Annotated in this window: 18 protein-coding genes and 2 tRNA genes; 4 read left to right on the forward strand and 16 right to left on the reverse strand. The window is 47.8% G+C overall.

Annotated elements, in window-relative coordinates:
- The 9 genes from T502_RS09065 to T502_RS08330 all read right to left on the reverse strand — a co-directional run.
- The coding region (locus tag T502_RS09065) for a hypothetical protein (RefSeq protein WP_211248157.1) at window positions 1–419 on the reverse strand (419 nt) is incomplete at its 3' end.
- Between the two features lie 146 nt (window positions 420–565).
- Window positions 566–1,333: a hypothetical protein gene (locus T502_RS08295; RefSeq protein WP_042706760.1), complete on the reverse strand. Its 768-nt coding sequence runs from the start codon at window positions 1,331–1,333 to the stop codon at window positions 566–568.
- A 126-nt stretch (window positions 1,334–1,459) separates the two neighbouring features.
- The gene (locus tag T502_RS08300; RefSeq protein ID WP_052359272.1) at window positions 1,460–2,059 is read right to left on the reverse strand and encodes a FumA C-terminus/TtdB family hydratase beta subunit; all 600 of its coding nucleotides are present in this window, start codon (window positions 2,057–2,059) and stop codon (window positions 1,460–1,462) included.
- On the reverse strand, window positions 2,056–2,907 hold the full coding sequence (locus tag T502_RS08305; RefSeq protein WP_042706773.1) for a fumarate hydratase: 852 nt from the start codon (window positions 2,905–2,907) through the stop codon (window positions 2,056–2,058). The genes T502_RS08300 and T502_RS08305 overlap by 4 nt, the downstream gene beginning before the upstream one ends.
- Window positions 2,908–3,156: 249 nt before the next feature.
- Window positions 3,157–3,672 (reverse strand): 50S ribosomal protein L16, encoded by a 516-nt coding sequence (locus T502_RS08310; protein WP_042706761.1) that lies wholly within the window; start codon window positions 3,670–3,672, stop codon window positions 3,157–3,159.
- Window positions 3,673–3,784: 112 nt separating this feature from the next.
- Window positions 3,785–4,540 (reverse strand): ABC transporter ATP-binding protein, encoded by a 756-nt coding sequence (locus tag T502_RS08315; protein WP_042706762.1) that lies wholly within the window; start codon window positions 4,538–4,540, stop codon window positions 3,785–3,787.
- Window positions 4,537–5,328 carry an ABC transporter permease gene (locus T502_RS08320; protein WP_042706763.1) on the reverse strand — a complete coding sequence of 264 codons (792 nt, stop codon included), beginning with the start codon at window positions 5,326–5,328 and terminating at the stop codon, window positions 4,537–4,539. The genes T502_RS08315 and T502_RS08320 overlap by 4 nt, the downstream gene beginning before the upstream one ends.
- A gap of 156 nt (window positions 5,329–5,484) precedes the next feature.
- A complete protein-coding gene (locus T502_RS08325) occupies window positions 5,485–6,501 on the reverse strand; it encodes an ABC transporter substrate-binding protein (RefSeq protein ID WP_042706765.1) in 1,017 nt (338 codons plus the stop codon).
- A 253-nt stretch (window positions 6,502–6,754) separates the two neighbouring features.
- A complete protein-coding gene (locus T502_RS08330) occupies window positions 6,755–8,566 on the reverse strand; it encodes an ABC transporter ATP-binding protein (protein ID WP_042706766.1) in 1,812 nt (603 codons plus the stop codon).
- A 225-nt stretch (window positions 8,567–8,791) separates the two neighbouring features.
- Here T502_RS08330 and argH point away from each other — a divergent pair, with 225 nt between their 5' ends.
- Genes argH through gatE form a run of 3 tightly spaced genes read left to right on the forward strand, consistent with a single transcriptional unit; the run spans window position 8,792 to window position 13,750 of the window.
- Window positions 8,792–10,513 carry an argininosuccinate lyase gene (argH, locus tag T502_RS08335; RefSeq protein WP_084173172.1) on the forward strand — a complete coding sequence of 574 codons (1,722 nt, stop codon included), beginning with the start codon at window positions 8,792–8,794 and terminating at the stop codon, window positions 10,511–10,513.
- Window positions 10,513–11,835, forward strand: a complete 1,323-nt coding sequence (gene gatD / locus T502_RS08340) for a Glu-tRNA(Gln) amidotransferase subunit GatD (protein ID WP_084173174.1) — start codon at window positions 10,513–10,515, stop codon at window positions 11,833–11,835. Before argH ends, gatD begins: the two co-directional genes overlap by 1 nt.
- Window positions 11,828–13,750 carry a Glu-tRNA(Gln) amidotransferase subunit GatE gene (gatE, locus tag T502_RS08345; protein WP_084173176.1) on the forward strand — a complete coding sequence of 641 codons (1,923 nt, stop codon included), beginning with the start codon at window positions 11,828–11,830 and terminating at the stop codon, window positions 13,748–13,750. The genes gatD and gatE overlap by 8 nt, the downstream gene beginning before the upstream one ends.
- Before the next feature lie 37 nt (window positions 13,751–13,787).
- Here the strand turns inward: gatE and T502_RS08350 are convergent, their stop codons facing one another.
- The gene (locus tag T502_RS08350) at window positions 13,788–14,948 is read right to left on the reverse strand and encodes a TIGR04083 family peptide-modifying radical SAM enzyme (RefSeq protein WP_042706767.1); all 1,161 of its coding nucleotides are present in this window, start codon (window positions 14,946–14,948) and stop codon (window positions 13,788–13,790) included.
- A 39-nt stretch (window positions 14,949–14,987) separates the two neighbouring features.
- A complete protein-coding gene (mmp10, locus tag T502_RS08355; protein ID WP_042706768.1) occupies window positions 14,988–16,235 on the reverse strand; it encodes a methyl coenzyme M reductase-arginine methyltransferase Mmp10 in 1,248 nt (415 codons plus the stop codon).
- 137 nt (window positions 16,236–16,372) lie between these two features.
- Between mmp10 and T502_RS08360 the strand changes: the two genes are divergently transcribed.
- A tRNA-Thr gene (locus T502_RS08360) sits at window positions 16,373–16,444 on the forward strand.
- A gap of 69 nt (window positions 16,445–16,513) precedes the next feature.
- On the opposite strand, the gene T502_RS08365 is transcribed toward T502_RS08360, so the two are convergent.
- The 5 genes from T502_RS08365 to T502_RS08385 all read right to left on the reverse strand — a co-directional run bounded on the left by T502_RS08365 (window position 16,514) and on the right by T502_RS08385 (window position 19,189).
- On the reverse strand, window positions 16,514–16,738 hold the full coding sequence (locus T502_RS08365) for a hypothetical protein (protein WP_042706769.1): 225 nt from the start codon (window positions 16,736–16,738) through the stop codon (window positions 16,514–16,516).
- A gap of 387 nt (window positions 16,739–17,125) precedes the next feature.
- The gene (locus T502_RS08370) at window positions 17,126–17,305 is read right to left on the reverse strand and encodes a hypothetical protein (RefSeq protein ID WP_042706770.1); all 180 of its coding nucleotides are present in this window, start codon (window positions 17,303–17,305) and stop codon (window positions 17,126–17,128) included.
- Between the two features lie 128 nt (window positions 17,306–17,433).
- Window positions 17,434–18,312: a mechanosensitive ion channel family protein gene (locus T502_RS08375; protein ID WP_052359273.1), complete on the reverse strand. Its 879-nt coding sequence runs from the start codon at window positions 18,310–18,312 to the stop codon at window positions 17,434–17,436.
- Window positions 18,305–19,021 (reverse strand): DUF432 domain-containing protein, encoded by a 717-nt coding sequence (locus tag T502_RS09240; protein WP_042706771.1) that lies wholly within the window; start codon window positions 19,019–19,021, stop codon window positions 18,305–18,307. The genes T502_RS08375 and T502_RS09240 overlap by 8 nt, the downstream gene beginning before the upstream one ends.
- A 95-nt stretch (window positions 19,022–19,116) precedes the next feature.
- Window positions 19,117–19,189 (reverse strand) — tRNA-Cys (locus T502_RS08385).
- Window positions 19,190–19,204: the final 15 nt, after the last annotated feature.

The raw sequence follows: 19,204 nt of genomic DNA on the forward strand, positions 1-19,204 counted from the left end.
ACATTTTTTGACATATATACCTCTTCGCAATATATCCCCGTATCATTGTTTCTTAACGGACGTCCGGTTGTCCGATCAATAAGAACTCTTGTTAAATTGACCATAACATCGATATATTTACAGTCAACGCCGGCATTGTTCCTTACTTCATATTCAATCATAAACGAATTGTCAACAACTGAAATGTTACCCTTTGAATAAAACAATTCGGGATTCATTAACGACCAGCTGTCAGTATCCGCATGGTATTCAATTACAGGATTCCCGTATGGATTTCTGCAATCATCATAATGTATATACTGACTTACAGTAACCCACGGTAACGAATAAACCTGCCAGGAATAACGCTCAAAAGAAGGTTGCGAAAAACCGTATATGTTTATTATGGCAAAACATGCGGCAAAGCACAGAACAAACATGACCGCAACAATCCGCAAGACATTTTTACTGACCTTACCGGGCATAATAGAACTATATTCGTAAGATCATAATAAACTGCCCGAATAGTTTGTAAAAAAGCTAACTATGTCGATAAAATAATATACAAATTAAAAATGTGAAAAAATTATATTACGCCAGGAACCAACGGAGCAGTTGGCGTTTCATCATAGCATCTGGGTAGTGGTTCATACGTTGCATTGCTTGATTTTACATAAATATACATATAATCGGTATACGAATAATTTTTGTCTGATGGATAAGAAACGGCAGAATTATTGTATTCATGCCTCAGATCATCAGGCGTGATAAAATAATTAGGTTCAGATAATTCTATCTTGCAGTAATAGACTTCATCCAAATCCGTTCTGAAAAGTTCTACGTGAATAGGTACATTTTTTACTTCATTCTCGGAGACATTATACAATCTGACATTTTTTGACATATATACCTCTTCGCAATATTTCCCTGTATCATTGTTTATTAACGGACGTCCTGTTGTCCGGTCAATAAGATATCTTTTAAAATTGACCATAACATCGATATATTTACAGTCAACGCCCGCATTGTTCCGGACTGTATAATCAATTATAAATTCATTGTCAACAACTGAAATGTTACCCTTTGAATAAAACAATTCGGGATTCATTAAAGACCAGCTGTCAGTATCCGCATGGTATTCAATTACAGGATTCCCGTATGGATTTCTGCAATCATTATAATGTATATCCTGATATACATTAACCCACGGTACCGAGTAAACCTGCTCGGAATATCGCTCGAAAGTCGGTATCGAAAAACCGTACATGTTTATTATGGCAAAACAGGCAACGAAACATAAAACGAACATTACCGCAACAATCCTCAAGACATTTTTGCTGACTTTAAGGGGCATAATAGAACTATCGCCGTCAGATCATAATAAACTGCCCGAACAGTTTGTAAAAAAGCTAACAATGCCAATAAATATATATGCACACTATAAAGCTACTGCATTTGCAAAAAAATTGGTATTAATTTCTCACGGAAACATCGCGGAGAAACTCTTACTTGCGGAACCCGCGACCTCTTCATAGATGTTGCCGCCGGCGGAGTCCATCGCGACCGTAAGCGGAAGTCTGTCGCATTCTATCTCCCAGACCGCCTCCGCCATTCCGAGATGCGGATACGACACGCCTTTGAGTTTCATACGCGATGCCGCAAGCGCCGCACAGCCTCCCGTGTATGCCAGATAGACTCCCCTGCCGCGAAGTTTCTCAAGAACATCGCGGCTCATGCCGCCCTTGCCTATGAATGCACATACGCCTTCGTCGATGAGAAAACCGCAAAGTGAGTTCATCCGTGCCGACGTTGTCGGACCTGCCGCGACAATCGTGTTCTTCTCCGTATCGATAACCGGACCGCAGTGGTATACGACCGCACCTTTCGGATTGAAAGGGATGCCGCATTTCTTCATCTCGAGATGTGCCTCGTCACGCGCAGTATAGATAGTACCCGTAAGAAATACTCTCTGACCGGCACGTAAGGAGAGAACTTCGCTGCCCAGCGGCGTTTTAAGTTCAATACCCGCGGCATCACCCGCTCCGCAGGCGCCGCCGGTGCCGCCGTTCTTTTCTGTCATGGAAACATCCCCTCCGTATCCACCTCAACCGTGGCATGGCGGTTAACCCAGCACTGTATATTGACGGCAAGCGGAAGCGAGGCGGTATGACAGTGTGCCTTCTTTACCTTCACGGCAATGCAAGTGGTATCCCCGCCCAGACCCATCGGACCTATGCCGAGTCTGTTGACGCTGTCGCAGATCTCCCGCTCGAACTCATCCATGTTGTCCAGCGGCAGAAGAAGGGCCTCTTTTGCAAGCGCCGGCGCACTGTCGAACGTGCCGCCTATGCCGATACCGAGGACAAGAGGGGGACAGGGTCTTCCGCCGGCCTCCAGCACGGTCTGAGTGACAATCTTCTTTATGTCGCCGGTCTGCGACGGCAGAAGCATATACATACGCGACATATTCTCGCTGCCTCCGCCTTTGGGCATCGCCGTTACCGTGAACTTATCGCCGATACTGATATGGACAGCGGGCGCACCGACTCCGACATTGTCCCCCGAATTTTTGCGTGTCAGCGGATCGACCGCATTCGGTCTGAGCGGGATCTCTTTCGTGGCGCGAATGACGCCGTCGCGAATGCCGTCACTGATTGCGCGGGTCATCGGAAAACCTTCGGGAACGGTAACGTAAAAGATGTGCATCCCCGTATCCTGACATATCGAAACCGAGAGACGTTTGGCATCTGAGAGATTTTCAAAGATATTCTCATACTCGCGCTGCGCAACATCCCTGCTCTCGAGACTTCGGGCATTCTTCAGTGCCGCAAGGTAATCGCCCGGCAGTTCAAGTTCCGCAAGCCTTATAGCCTCGAATGCCGCATCGGCAACGCGTCTTCGTATCAGTTCGGTCATACTGGCATCCATCCCCGGTGTAATCGACATAATTGATTATCATATAGTAGCCGATATCAGAAAAAAACTATCATGAAAATCAAAAGAAAGATTACGGAATCAAAATGCAAAATCAAATATTAGATAATCAAAATTGGATATCGAAGACTACTGAAGAAAAATTCGAAATCGAAATTACAGAGTCAAAATTACAAAATCGAAGATTAAAGAATAAGACACTCAGAATACGAAAATAAAATTAAAAGAAAAATATTGGATTTTTCAGTTCTCAAGGTTATTTACTGTAACAACAATACGTGTCGGAGTCGGAAGCTTGTATCCTGCCGCTTTAAGAGCTTCCTTCGACTTCTCGAGGTACTGCTCGGTTGTATAGATTGAGAAGATCTTCTGGCGTCTGGTAACACGTGCCGCAGTTCCGACAGCCTTACCGAATGCCATTCTCATACCCTCGGATACACGGTCTGCACCGGCACCCGTTGCCTGCTTGTTCTCACGGAGAACGTGGTGCGGGTATGTGCGTAATCTGAAGTGGTAGTTCATCCTTCCGACATCCTTCAGAAGTTTACGGTTTACGGACATACGTGCCGCTTCAAGAGCTTTGTTCTGAATCTGGCAGGCTTCATCAGCCAGAATTGTGATCTCAACGGGGAACTGCTGCTTAGGGTTTCCCATATTAAACTGGACAACCTTCGAACCCGGCACACCACCCATATATTCACGTCTGGTATATGCCTTCTTCGCGACTGCCCGATACATTTTCGCCGGTTTTCGAACCATTTTGGATAAACTCCTTGATAACTAAATGTGCTATATAGAATGGTGATAAATCCTAATAAAACTACCCATTCAAAACGCTCTCATGAGTCTCACGTCTGCACGCGTCACCCACTTATGAGGTCTGCTCACCCATCATATTCAGGATATGCCTTCTCAGGTCTCCGAAATCGGGTGCCGTCCTGTCTCTCGGACGCGGCAGATTAATCTCAACGATCTCCTGTATCTTTCCGGGCCGGGCCGACATGATCACAACCCTGTCGGAGAGGAAGACCGCCTCGTCGACGCTGTGCGTGACAAAGAGCACGGTCTTTTTCGTCCTCTCGCAGATGGCCAGAAGTTCGCGCTGCATGGTATTCCTTGTCCTTGCATCGAGAGCTCCGAAGGGCTCATCCATCAGAAGAACCGCCGGGTCGGTTGCAAGCGCACGCGCAATTGCCACTCTCTGCCTCATGCCGCCCGAAAGTTCATGCGGATACGAGTTCTTAAACTGCTTCAGACCCACAAGATCTATGTATTCCAGTGCCTTTGCATTCCGCGTCTCTTTATCAATGCCCTTCATCTCGAGACCGAAGGCAACATTCTCCGAGACCGTCATCCACGGAAACAACGAGTACTCCTGAAATACCATACCGCGTTCGGGGTCGGGATCCGTAATCTCATGATCGGTCAGCACGACCGTGCCCGAAGTGGCTGTCTCAAGACCGGCGATAATCCGAAGCAGGGTTGTCTTTCCGCATCCCGACGGACCTACAAGACAGATGAACTCGTTGTCGGCGATATCGAGATTGATGCCGTCGAGCGCAACAACCTCGTCGGCCTCACCTCCATTGAATTTCTTGGATATATTTTTGATTGAAAGATAACTCATAAGGCATCATCCTGCCACTTAAGCATCTGGGTGTTCACATAATGTCTGAATAAAATATCGATTAACAGACCGATTAATCCGAGAATAATCATATATACGACGACATTGGGCATCTGGTGAAGATTATAGTATGTCCATAGATTCTTGCCCAGACCGTACTTACCGCTGCCCGCGCCGAATATCTCGGCACCGACCAGACACATCCAGCCAACACCCATCGCAACGCGGATACCGGAGATTATGGACGGATATGCGGACGGGAATGCAATTCTTCTGATAAGCGCAATATTGGTGTTGCATCCGAGAACCTTTCCGGCCTCCAGAAAGACCTTCGGAACGTTTCTGAATCCCGTATAGGTATTTACGAGAATCGGGAAGACGGCGCCGATGAATATGATGAATCCTGCCGCAAAGTTCGAGAGACCGAACCAGATAATTGCAAAAGGAATCCACGCAAGCGGCGGAATCGGTCTGAACAGTTCTATAACAGGATTGATGAACCTGTTGAAATCATAAAACCAGCCCATTGCCGCGCCCACACATATGCCGACAATTAGTGCCGCAGTCATACCCATTGCAAAGTGCATAAGACTGTAATACAGATCCATTGCAATGGTCCCGTCTCCGGTAACCATATTGATGAATGCCGAAAGTGTATCGGTAAAACTCGGCATTATGAACGCATTGCCGACAAACATGCCCGCAATCTGCCAGATTACTATAAACATAAGCACTGCGGATACGGGAAGAAGTATTGATCTGATATCTCTCTTTTTCTTGGATGCCATCTGTCTGTACCTGTGACAAAATAATTTCCTTATAACATTAGTCTGAATCAGACAAAAAAGAGATCCTTGCGGCGGGGTTTTTACCCGCAGCGGATCCGTTTTGTATTTTCGGTCGGTTTTGTTTGGTGTTGTGTCTGTATGGTTTTCAAATCCGCTTTATGCTTTTGCGGTCGCCGCTTCGTAGAAGGTGAAGTCAAATATCTTGTCTACAGGGAGATCTTCCTTCAGGTATCCGAGTTTGACCTGTTCTTTCACATAGTTCATTACACTATCCTCAATGACTCTCGGATCGGAAACCCACTTTCCGTCCCAGTTATTGAATGATTTTTCTATAACGTCTTTTGTATTCTTCGTGTAACCTGCGAATACTTCGGCAGCCTCATCAAGGTGTGCCGTACTGTAATCGGATGCACGGATATGAGTCTTCACGATATCGGTTACAAGCTCGGGATTCTCTCTGATGAGTTTGCCGCTGACGATAAGAACACAGCATCCGTGGTTCTCTTCCATCTCGCCCGACCAGGCGACAATTTTACCTACTCCGTCCTCAACGGCAATCGTGGGGGATGGTGCCGGAACAAAGATTGCATCTACCGATCCTGCCGTGAGTGCCGTAATTGCATCTCCGGAGCCCATGCCGCGGATATCCACATCTTTATCGGGATCGATATTGTTTGCTTTCAGCCATTTGCGTATGAGCGTGTCCTGAATAGTTCCTTCGGGGAAGGTCGCGATGATCTTTCCTTTGAGTGATTCCGGACCGTTGTATTCCACATTCTTTCCGACGACAAGTCCCGATCCCTGTGTCTGTACTGCCGCAACAATCTTTGCGTCAAGTCCGTTGGCAATACCCGAAAGTACGGGTGCCGAACCTACATATGCCACGTCGATCTCGCCGGCAAGCATTGACTGAATCTCGGGAGCGCCGGTCGCAAACTGGTACTCGTTCTGGGATTTTACAGCCGTGTATCCGTGTTTTTCAAGCGCTTCCCCCCACCAGCCTTTGTCCATCGCAATCATATAGGATACCTGATGGGTACTCGGCTGATAACCGAAGTTGAGCTGTTTTAATTCCTTACCCGTATTGCCGTTGCCGCCGTTTGTGCATCCCGCCGCAAACGCGAATGCCAGGGCAACCAGCAGAACCATAATCATGCATAATGATCTCTTCATAATTTCATCCTCTCGGAACAATAGAGTATTGTCAATAAACAATATATGTGTTTTCCGACTATTTTTACAAAATTGGCCAATATGGACAAAATTTATTTTATATTTTGATTTAAAGGTAAAATTATGACAGCCATGTACAGCGGCATTTTGATCAAAGTGACTGCCCGATCAAAATGTGTCCTCTCTCTAAGGTTTTGGTATGTGCCGGGAGCTAGTTATGCTGTAAGGTGCAGGGTGTGCACAGGCATCTTCATCAGGATGATTCGGACGCCGCGCCCTGACTGAGATAAAGACCGTAGTATACCCCTTTCTTCGCCATGAGTTCGTCGTGACTTCCGGATTCGGCAATCTCGCCGTGCTTCATCACATAGATTACATCCGCGTTCCGAATCGTGGAAAGCCTATGCGCAATGGTAATCACGGTCATATTCGAAGAGAGCTTCTCTATGGACTCCATAATCTTCTTCTCCGAGATATTGTCAAGCGAACTTGTAGCCTCGTCGAGAAGAAGAATCTGGGGTTTTCTGAGAATGATTCTTGCAATCGCAACCCTCTGCCTCTGACCTCCGGATAGCTTGATTCCCTGATCGCCTATGATTGTGTCATAGCCGTTGGGCGTTTCCGTTATGAACCCGTCGGCATCGGCAAGTTTTGCAGCTCTGATTACTTCTTCGTCGCTGACGTCAAGACCGAATTTGATATTCTCCTTTATTGTATCATGGTAGACAAAGGTCTCCTGACCGATATATCCCAGCGCTCTCAGATAATCCGCGGGATCGATCTCTTGAAGATCGGTTCCGTCAACCGAGATTGTGCCCGATGTCGGCTTATAAAGCAGGGCAAGCAGATTTGCGGTTGTTGTCTTTCCCGAACCCGAACTTCCGACAATTGCCACACGCGTATTCTTTTTAACGGCAAATGAGAGAGAACTGATTGTATTATCCAAGGAATCGTTATATCTGAACGACACATCCGAGAATTCAATCCTGTCATTGAACGAGAACTTCTTAACGGCGGCTTTTTCTGAGACATCTGCAGGACTGTCCTCTTCGGTAAGGGTCTGATAGACCAGTTCCATGGACGGAAGATACTGGATAATGGCCGTAACATTACTCTGCGCCTGAGTAAGAGTGGGAACCATACGATATAGTCCGAGCATGAATACTCCGAAGGTACCTATATACGGCAGGAAATCGCCGCCAGTAATCAGATAAAGCAGGACGCCGCCGCAGGCAATTATCGAGAACATTATGAAGTCATTTGCCATTGAAGGAATTTTATTGAGTGCCGTTACATTCAGATATGCCTTGAAAAGCACATCCACAGCCGAGTCGTATTTCCGCTTCCATGCCGCAACCGAGCCTGTTATGAATATTGTCTTTATACCAGAGATAAACTCCTGATAGACCACGGATTTCTGTAGCAAAGAATCTCTCAGCAGACTGCTGTTACTGTATACTCTTGAGAAAAGATGTTTTTTTACGACAAAGGCATATACGGCTCCGAGGATTATGACCGCAAACGTAAGCTGAACCGAGATCATAAAGAGAAATATCAGATAGAGAAGTGCCATGAAGAGATTTTTGAAAGCCTCGACTATCTGCATCACTGCACCACCGGTCTCCACAACCGCTCCCTGTCCGATATAGAGGAGATCGCCCTGTTTTTTTGAGGCAAAATAACTGTAGGGTCTGGAATTTATGCGGGCAAAGACTCTTCTGTCGATATTGTCGCGAATCGTCGAATAAAGATATGCCCCTCCGTAAGCGACAAGCCCGTAAACAACGACAATAACGCAGGATGTTATCAGTAACAGCAAACAGGATACGGGAAAAGGACTGTAAGGAATGTCAATGAGTCCCAATATAAAGTCAAAGAAATCATCGAGAAACTTGGTCTGGCTCTCCACATTAAGACCGTAATTTACTATTGGGTAGACCAGAGATACACGGAATATCTCGAGAAAACTTAAGAGCAATACTCCTATTAAATACAGAGCAAGCATCTTTTTGAAAGGACTGAATAGATAGCGGATTATCTTTGTTGACGAAGAATAGATGGACATATCTGACAAATCTCTTGCAATATACTCTTGCAATATTCTTACAATATATTGTACATTCATATAAATAAAAGCAGACTCAACGAATTGCGCACGGTGCAACAATAAAACCGCACGCAAACTCTCGCAAAAAATCTCCCCTAAAGAGTTTAGTCCAAAGATTAATCGCCGCATTAAATATCAATACACGACAATAATTAAGCAATAAGTACAGGAGTATTCCTCTGCATGAGCGCAAAGACAAATAAAAAAGATGACGGCAAGAGCAATAAAAAAGTAAATAATACTGCCAAAACTGCCGATAAATCCGCAAAACCCGCAAATAAAACAACGGGTGCGGCAAAAAATAAAGCGAAAAGTCAGGCGGCAGATAAAACCGTGAACAATACGGCAAAGAAAACAGTAAAAAGAACGGCAACCAAAGCGGAAACTAAAAAAGTAAAGGGGACAACTGCCGGAAAATCCTCCGCGAAAAAAGATATCTTAAGAGGCGGACGCCTCGGTGATGAACGCCCGAAAGAGATCTGGGGATATCTCTCATCGGCTGAGGCTGACAGGTATATCGGCGACTCCGATGTGCTGGTCGACATCGGTCATCTGCTCATGACATCGCGGCAGAAGATTGTGGACCGCGGCTCGGCAAAGAAAATAATGGAAGTACTCCTTGACCTTCACAAAAACGGTCTTTCCGAATCTGTTTTCGATCCGAAATACGAGGATGTTCATGCAGGCATAGAAAGTTATATCATAGACCGCATAGGTGCCGAAAACGGCGGCAGGCTGCATATCGGACGAAGCAGGAATGACGAGGTCGCAACCTGCGTCCGTCTCAGACTGAGATACGATATTCTGGATATACTCTCGGAGATTGCGGAGTTCAGGGGTGTGCTCACGGAACTTGCCTCGGAGAATCTCAACTCGCTCATGCCGGGATTCACCCATATGCAGTATGCCCAGCCGACGACACTGGCACATTACTTCATGAACTACGAACAGGCTTTGGGCCGCGACTTTGAACGCTTCGGCGATGCACTCCTGAGGGTTGACAGATGCCCGCTCGGAGCGGCGGCATTCGCATCAACCGGATATCCGATTGACAGGGAGTATACTGCGGAACTTCTGGGTTTCCCCGAGGTCCTTGAGAACTCAATGGACTGTGTCTCGGGACGCGATTTCGGCATCGAGACGATAGCGGCATGCACGATACTCATGACAACGCTGAGCCGCCTCTGCGAGGAGATGGTTGTCTGGAGCTCGACCTTCGCCGGATTTGTCAATCTGCACGATGCCTACTGCTCGACAAGTTCCATAATGCCGCAGAAGAAGAACCCCGACTGCGCCGAGATTATGCGCGGAAAGACCGCTTCCGCCGCGGGTGCCCTTGCAGCCTCGGTAGCGCTCGTAAAAGGACTGCCCATGAGTTATAACCGCGATATGCAGGACTTATGGAATCATCTCTGGCGCGCCGTAAGCGATGCGAAGAGTTCGATAAAGATTATGTCGGGCATGATCCGAACCGCGGAATTTAAAAAAGCAAAACTTGCTGAAGAAGCCGGAAAAGGTTTTTCGACGGCGACGGAACTTGCCGATGTCATGGTCAGAAACTACGGTCTGCCTTTCAGGACGGCGCACGGCATCGTAGGTCGCGCCGTAAGACTCGGAAAACTGGATATAGATACCCTTGAAGAAGCCGCATCCGAGATGGCTGGAATATCCCTGAAGAAGAAGGGTCTTGATGCCAAAACCTTGAAAAAGGCTCTCGATGCCGAATTCTCCGTGCGGGAGCGGAAGGCGACAGGCGGTCCCGCGCCTGAGAGCGTGCAAAAGTGTATTGAGCGCAGAAAGGCAGATCTTAAAGAGGATCTCGAATGGACGGATGCCTATCGCGCAAGAGCACAGAGCGCAATTGAAAAGATGATTAAAGAAGCCGAGGAGATGATTAAGAAATAATGACCGGTACAGACAATACAATAAATGCAAAAACGAATGCCGACGGAAACAGTGCAAAACCATCCGGCAATTCCTGTGGATCCGGCGGATCCCACGGATATTCCGCAGGATGCAAGGTAATCTGCAGATATGCTGGATGCGAATACAAAGGCTCGTATATCACGGAAAGAGACGGAAAAGCCGTTGTGAAACTGCCGAGCGGATACAATATAGGCGTCGAATATTCCGCGCTTACTCCGACGGACGAGGCTGCCAATGCCGCACCCGCGCCTAAGAAGATAGAGCAGAACGAATCGCTTCCGAAACTCTCCATCATCTCAACCGGCGGAACCATAGCATCAAAGATTGACTACAGGACGGGAGCAGTCACAAGTCAGTTCGAGGCGGACGATATACTCAGAGCCATACCCGACCTCAAGAACATCGCGCAGTTCAGCGCACATGTCCCCGCAACAATACTTTCGGAGAACATGACCGTGGATATCTGGAAGACACTTGCGAGAACAATCTACGACGAGATTAAAGCAGGCACCAAAGGCATTATCGTAACACACGGAACCGATACGCTCGCATACTCGGCGGCGGCGATAAGTTTCATGGTTAAGACGCCGGTTCCAATCATATTTGTCGGCTCGCAGCGTTCGGCTGACCGCCCGTCCAGCGACAATGTCATGAACGGCATGTGCAGTGCTGCGGCGGCACTCTCTGATCTCGGTGAGGTTGCGGTTGTCATGCACGGAACCACGGATGACGATTACTGCTCCATTCACCGCGGTACGCGCGTAAGAAAGATGCATACGTCAAGGCGCGATGCCTTCCGCAGCATGAACATAAAGCCGCTCGGAAAGGTCGATTATCCGTCGCTGGATGTAAAACTCGAAGGCGATGCGGTAAGGCGCGGCACCAATGAGGTCGAGCTCTTCGATTCCATGGAAGAGAATGTCGGTCTTGTCTACTTCTACCCGGGAATGAGACCCGAGATAATCAGCGCATTTAACGGATATAAGGGTCTGATTATCGCGGGAACGGGTCTCGGGCATACCTCGTCACTCTGCATTGATGCGATACGGCATCTTATTGAGACGGGAACAACGGTCGTCATGACATCGCAGTGCCTTAACGGGCGCGTCTGCGACAGGGTTTACGATACCGGACGCGACCTCCTCGATGCCGGCATTATCGAGGGAGAGGACCTGCTTCCTGAGGTTGCTTTCGTAAAACTCATGTGGGTTTTGGGTAATGAGAAAGACCCCGAGAAGATTAAAGAACTCATGAAGACCGATCTTCGCGGCGAGACGGGGAGGTGTCTGAAAAATGTCTGAGCAGAACGCAAAAGATGCAACCGCAAACGGCACAAAGAAAGCGGATCCAAAGAATATCCGCGTTCCCGAACAGGACTACGAGAAGATCGGTCTGATGGCGGGTATCGAGATTCACCAGCAGCTGGATACGAAGGAGAAACTCTTCTGTCACTGCCCGACACGGCTTCGGGACGTAAGCGAGAAGACCGGCGAGATTAAACGCTACCTTCGCGCGACCGAGAGCGAGATGGGCGAGATTGACAGGGCGGCAGAAGAGGAGATGAAGAAGCAGAACCGCATCTACACATACTACGAATTCGATTCGACCTGTCTTGTCGAGAACGATGAGGAGCCGCCCGCGCCTATGAATCCCGAGGCTTTCGAGCTCTCTCTGATTATCGCCAAGATGATGGGCATGACACCTGTTCAGCAGGTTCATGTGATGAGGAAACTTGTCATTGACGGATCAAACACCAGCGGTTTCCAGAGAACCTCGCTTGTCGCACTTAACGGAAGAATTCCCTGCATAGAGGGTGGCGCGGGTATCGATTCGCTCTGTCTTGAGGAAGATGCCGCTCAGCGTGTCGAGGGCGATATCTTCTCGCTTGACAGACTTGGCATACCCCTTGTCGAGATTACGACCGCACCCGATCTGAAGACCCCGCAGGAAGTGAAGGAGGCGGCAAAATACATAGGTATGCTCCTTCGTTCCACGGGACGTGTCAAACGCGGTCTGGGAACCATCCGTCAGGATGTCAATATCTCAATCAAAGGCGGCGCCAGAGTCGAGATTAAGGGCGTTCAGGACTTGGCACTCATCGACGAGGTTGTCAGACGCGAAATTCTCCGCCAGCAGAATCTTATCGCAATCCGCGACGAACTGATAAAGCGCGGCGCGAAAGTCCTTAAAGAAGTTTATGATGTCACCGAACTCTTCAGGGATACGGAATCGTCGATTCTCAAGCGTGCGAAGTGCATTCTTGCGATACGTCTGCAGGGTTTCAACGGTCTTGTAGGTAGAGAGATTCAGCCCGGACGCAGACTCGGCAGCGAGATCTCCGATTATGCAAAGAAATGCGGCGTCGGCGGTCTCTTCCACACGGATGAACTTCCCGCATACGGGGTTACCGCGGATGAGGTCGCAAAGCTTCGCGGGTTCACGGGCGCGATGCCGGAAGACTGTGTCATTCTCGTCGCCGATACGAAGAAGAAGGCGCAGTGTGCCATAGGTCAGATAATTAAGCGTTCCGAGCTCTCGTTCGAAGGTGTTCTCGAAGAGACAAGGAAGATGCTCGAGGGCGGTTCGACCGCATATATGCGCCCGCTTCCGGGTGCCGCGAGGATGTATCCTGAGACCGATGTTCTGCCCGTCAATCTGCCGACCGAATACTGGGATAATCTGGTCATACCCGAACTTCTCACGGCAAAGGAGGAGCGCTTTGTAAAAGAACTCGGTCTTGACCCTGCTCTTGCAAACAATATCGCATTCTCTGTCCGTTGCGGTCTCTTCGAGAAGGCGGTTAAAAACGGCATCAAGCCCGCACTTGCCGCAAGGACGATTTATGCAACCCTGCGCGAGATCAAGCGCGACGGCGCCGATGTCGCAAAGATATCCGATGATGCGATTCTTCAACTCCTGACCGCGGTTGAGAAAGGCGAGGCTGCCAAGGAGGCTGTTCCCGATATTCTTAAGGCGGTCGCGGGCGGCGCTGACGTGAGAAAAGCTATGGAAGAGATCTCGCCGTCCGTCTCGACCGAGGAACTCTCGGGCGTGATTGCAAAAATAGTCACCGAGCGCTCCGATTTCGTCAAAGCACAGGGCATGAGAGCACTCGGACCTTTGATGGGCGTTGTCATGCAGGAGATGCGCGGCAAGGTCGACGGCAAGGTCATCTCGAATATACTGAAGGAAGAGATTCAGAAAGTTCTGAACTGATCCGAACCAATCTTTGAAAATAACTTTTTTTATTTTTTTAATTTTGAGAGATTATCTTTCTGATAAGGTCGCTTACACCCGCACTCTTTCTGCGGCGTCTGCGCGAACTTCCGCCGTCAAAAGAATCATCCCCGTACATCTCGGAGTCGAGCCTGTCCGAGATCTCGTCGAAGATTCTCTTATATGCGGGACAGTGCGGATCGACATCGCGGACAACGCCGCCCGTGGGTGCAATCGCATTATACGGACAGTCGCCGCGGCAGTATGAGATATGGCGGCAGTCTGCGCAATGAGCGTCGACGAAATCTTTGAACCCGAACATGAGTTTCCACGCCCGCGACTCCTTTAAGTCATCCCATGACGGGCAGTCGGCAACATTGCCCATGACGTAATCCTCCATACCTGCAAAACGGTAGCAGGGATAGATACTGCCGTCGGGACCTGTCGCAAACGTGGTGCCCATGCAGTCGGCATAGGTGCAGACATTTCCGTGCCTTGTAAAGACACATCGGCAGAGATCGTTGATGTTTAAGATCTCAACCCTGTCGATGTGAAGGACGGCTTTATCCAGAAGATATACCAGAAGTTCGCCGTATTTCTCCGGCGGCAACGCATATTTCTCGGGTTCGCTGCTGCGAATTGACGGAAGTGCCGGATGAAGCTTCAGCGGCATGCCGTTCTCCATAAAGAAATTGAAGATCTCTTCCTTTCTCTCGAAGGACATTTTTGTGAAAGTGCATATGAAACGTACGTCAAGACCGGCATCCTGCGCTATTTTGCAGCCGGCAAGGGTCTTTTCATAGTATCCGTTGCCCCTCTGGATGTCGGTAATGTCTTTCGGACCGTCAAGGCTTGAGCCTACGGGTATTTTATATTCGGCAAGAATCCGTGCGATCTCGGGAGTCATCCTCCAGAGATTTGTCTGTATTGCAAAAACGGGATTGAGATTTTTAAGTCCGTCGGCAAGAATCGGAAGGGACTGCCTGTAGAAATCCGCACCCGCAAGGAGCGGTTCGCCGCCGTGAAATGTGACCGTTGCCTGATAACCCTCAAGATTAAGTGATTGTATCCACTCGGCAGTCTTCTTTACGGTATCGACCGTCATTATCGGAGATGTCTCCTCCGAACTCCAGCAGTAACTGCAATTGGCGGGACAACCGAGTGTCGGGATTATCATTATGTGGAAAGGGGTCTTCATGATTTAATCGGTGCGTTAATCGGAGTATTAATCGGCTCATTAATCCGCGTATTTTTCGCCGTTCATATTGATTATGCGGATAAGCTCGGCAAATCCGTCCATCTCCATCTGGAGAACGCCGTTTTTATCCATGCCCATGCTGGTCTCGGCATCGGCGGTGAGCATATCGGGACCGCGTATGACCGTTCTCGAGATACCGTCGGCACTCAGGACCTCGGTCGCCTCTTTCTCATGGACAAAGGCGCGTCCCGGGATTATGACCGTGGTTCCTATCTTTGAAAGGTCAACCTCCTTCAGATCGTCGATTGTGATAAGGCAGGCAATCTCCTTGTTTGTCCCGTAAACCCATGAGCGGTTGCCGCATGCGTCAAGTATCTTCTGAATCGGTCTTGCCGCGATGCTTCCCGTAATTATGGTGGCATATGCCTCGACACGCGGAAGTTTTGCCAGCAGGTCGGGTTCACCCATTATTGCGAAAGGCGAACCGATATCCGGGTCTCCGAGCGGCGTTCCGTTTATCTTCAGTTTGTATCGCGAATTAAGCTCGGCAACCATCTCCGCAAATTCGCGGACGGTGTGCAGGCGCTGATTCTCGATTATCGGGGCGTTTCCGAGTATCAGTCCCTGATCGGTGCGGTTTGCAAACCGCATCAGAATCAGCCCCTTCGCACCGCATTCGTCGAGCCAGCGGCATGTCTCTTCAAGGACTTCGCCGTCGTTGACACCCGGCAATACGACGGCGGCGGCATAGACGTCTATCTTACCGCATAACCTTTTGAAGACTTCGAGAGAGACCTCGGGCGTAGGATCTTTCATATATTCGGCGCGAAGTGCTGGATCGCTCGCAAAGACCGTGAAGGATATCTCGGAGAGCCCGTTTTCGATCATGAAATCGGCAATTTCCACGGAATCAAAACCTTTTCCGCTGGTGTATCCGATATGAATCGGGACGTCCATGCTGGAGAGTATCTCCATGAGGTCTTTGAATTCGGGGTAACAGGAGGGGTCGCCGCCGCCGCTGATGGTTATCTTTTCGAGATCGCCGTCCATCATCTGAAGATTTGCAAGGATATCGTCGGCAACCTCCCTCAGCGGCTTAAAGCCGCCGTATTTCTCGCGCACGCCGTCTGTGCAGTACTCGCATCCCTTTACGAACGGCAGGCAGTATTTACAGCCGAACGGTTCGGGATTTTCCTCCTTCTTCAGCTTTTTGAAGTAGCAGTATTGACAGAATCCGCGGCAGTCTACCCCGGGACTTCCGCCAATGTCGACAGTCAGATGCGCCATAATAATTGCTTACATTATTTTATCGCATAACAGAATAATTCTGTCTAAGTTGTTCGCTTCCGCGCCTGCTTTTACTGCCGTCATCCGATTGATAAATCAATAGTTATTTTAAACATAAGGTATAACATTAGTTACGCGCCTCAGTGGCTTAGCGGCATAGCGGCTGATTTGTAATCAGCAGGTCGAGGGTTCAATTCCCTCTTGAGGCTTTCTGGAACTGAAGTTCAAAGCCCTATTTTCTTTTAGCTTATAAATCAGTAAGTTGTTTCAAAAAATTTTTATGCGGTTTTAGCAACACTGATACCGCCGAGAGTGTTTGATTCAACCTTCAGGATTGAGATATAGATTGAGAAGAGAAACATTCCCACCGAAATTAATCCTGCAATATCTGAATTTTTGGCTTCCTCAGGTTCATCGCGACTTATCAACTGCCTGAGTTCCTCTTCTTCACTGCCTGTCAGTGTTTCACCCATTATTTTTACTTTGTACAGTAACTGTCTCATACGTTCAACTTCCGGAACCGACAGCGGAATTGTTTGCGGCACTGTTATCCCTCCTTCTTTTCTGATAATATCTTGTCTGTATTCTCACATAATAATGATACTGACAGATCCGATACATTGAGATTAATTCCCTGAGCGCCGAATTGAGCATATTCCAATCGTAATAAACGGTTGGAAGTAGTCATATGTTCATGCTGTTTGAGGTCATTCTGTATATGAGAGATATCGGAACATATGCGCTCTATCTTATTTGACAGGTGAATGCAATATCCCAATATACCTATCAGAACGCCAAATATGGCGACTAAGCCCGCAATCTCAGTAATGCCTATTTCAATTATCAATTCTTCTTCAGCCCTTGCAGATCTCAGTGACTTAGGATTTCAATTACTTCTTCCTGTAAACGTTCAGACCTATTTTAATGTCATCGTTCCCTGGGATTGATACGTTGCCGTCCGTAGATGCAATAGATATTGATTTCCCCGATTTTGTCTCTCCGAAGTCTTTTGAGAGATCCACCTTTATGGTCAATGTATTTCCATTGACACTCATATCAACGTTTTTCATAATACAGGATTGGCGCACGCATATAATATCATTAAGCCGTGCATCGCGAAAGTGAAATCAGCCGGGATTATGGTATGAAAAAGAGCGCGAAAATTAAAAAAAATGAATTGGTCTATCTGATTTTCAGTTCAGTCGGATGCCTTCTCGGATACCGAAACATCGGACGGGTTAAGAATAACCACTTTATCCCTGACATCGTCGGCAAAACTGAGCGTTCTCTGCGGGAACGGGATGTCTATTCCTTCGGCAAGGAGTTCCTTTCGAATCTTGAACAGTAACTCGTTCTTTACACCGAGCCAGACGGTTGACGGCGCCCAGATTTTTACCGTGATATTGACGCTGTTATCGGCAAGATCCGAGACATAAATTGCAGGTGCCGGATTCTTTAAAGCAAAAGGATGCTCGTTAACCACCCTTGCAATCACCCTTGTGGCAAGCTCGGCATCGTCGGAATATCTTATTCCTATGACATACTCGAATCTTCTCGCGACGTTTACGACATAGTTCATGATGTCGGCGGTAAACATTGTCTGATTCGGAATGCGCACATATATTCCGTCGAAGGTCTTGATTATCGTCGACAGGACCTGAATATCGACAACCGTTCCTTCGGAACCGCCGATTTTTATATCGTCGCCGATCTTAATCGGACGCTCTATAAAGAGAATAACTCCCGATACCGCATTTGAGAATACACTCTGACAGGCAATACCGAAAACCAGGGCAAACAGACCGCCGACTACGAATATACCCGAGAGATCTATGTTTAAGTTGGGAAGCGCGGATACGAACGCGATGAAGAAGACAAATAAAGTAATTACCTTTCCTATCGACTGCTTATCGTTCAGCGACATCTTATCGGGAAGTTTTCTCTTCACAAGTTTCGAGATAATGGTGCCTATGAGATATCCCAATATAATGATAATCAGAAATACCGTGATATTGTAAAGTGACACTCCGTTATCGGTTATGGGTTCGTAAAACACCGAGATCAGATAATCAATCATTGTAACCACTCTCCATGAAGAAAGACTTGTGTATTACGGGTATGGATGTGAATGCCGCATAAATCTCGGTTGAACGCGTCATGCCTTCGATCATCGGTACGTCGACGCATTCGGTCGTGGCAGTTCTCTTTGGTTGAATCTTCATTTCAGCCGTCATTGCCGCCGTTGTATCATTATAGTAGATCTTCATTGCATAACAATCCAGGACAACCTTGGATACGACCGCAATATCGGGTTCACTGTTAATTATGGTCAATTTAACAATACCCTCACGTGTCTTGTCGACATCGGGTATTGTATGATAGACATCACTACGATGATAGCGGGCAATTATGCCTGTCGAAGGGTCTCCGTAGAGAGTATACTTCTGCGGGATATTGGAAAATATTCCGAGAAGTGCAATATGATTACCGGAATCATAGAATACGCCAATCTCAAGCGGGAACTTCAGATAGATGGTATGCTCCGAATTCGGGGCAACCATGACCTTCTCGAAATCAATCTCAAGATAGTCGGTGATGTACTTGGGAAGATTTACGGGTTCAACGGGGCAGATACGTATTTTTCCGTTGCCATCGGACAAATAGCACTCAAAAGTAGTGCCCGTCGCAGATTTGCGTTTGTAAAAAAAAGCACCGTCCTTCTCGATTACGTCAATTAAAACTCCGGCTTCATCGATATGAAGCGGATAGCTGTGCTCACCATACATTCTAAAGACTATGTAATATTCAGTGATAAAATTTATCGACCGCAATATGTCTTCTAAAATGTCATACAAATCAGAATCAATTTCAAAAAACGCAAAGCCAAGGTCCAGATTTGAACTGGAGTAATAGTCGCTCTGCAGGCGACCGCGTAGCCACTCCGCCACCTTGGCTGTAATCTCCGCACT

Source organism: Methanomicrobium mobile BP (assembly GCF_000711215.1).
GTDB lineage: Archaea > Halobacteriota > Methanomicrobia > Methanomicrobiales > Methanomicrobiaceae > Methanomicrobium > Methanomicrobium mobile.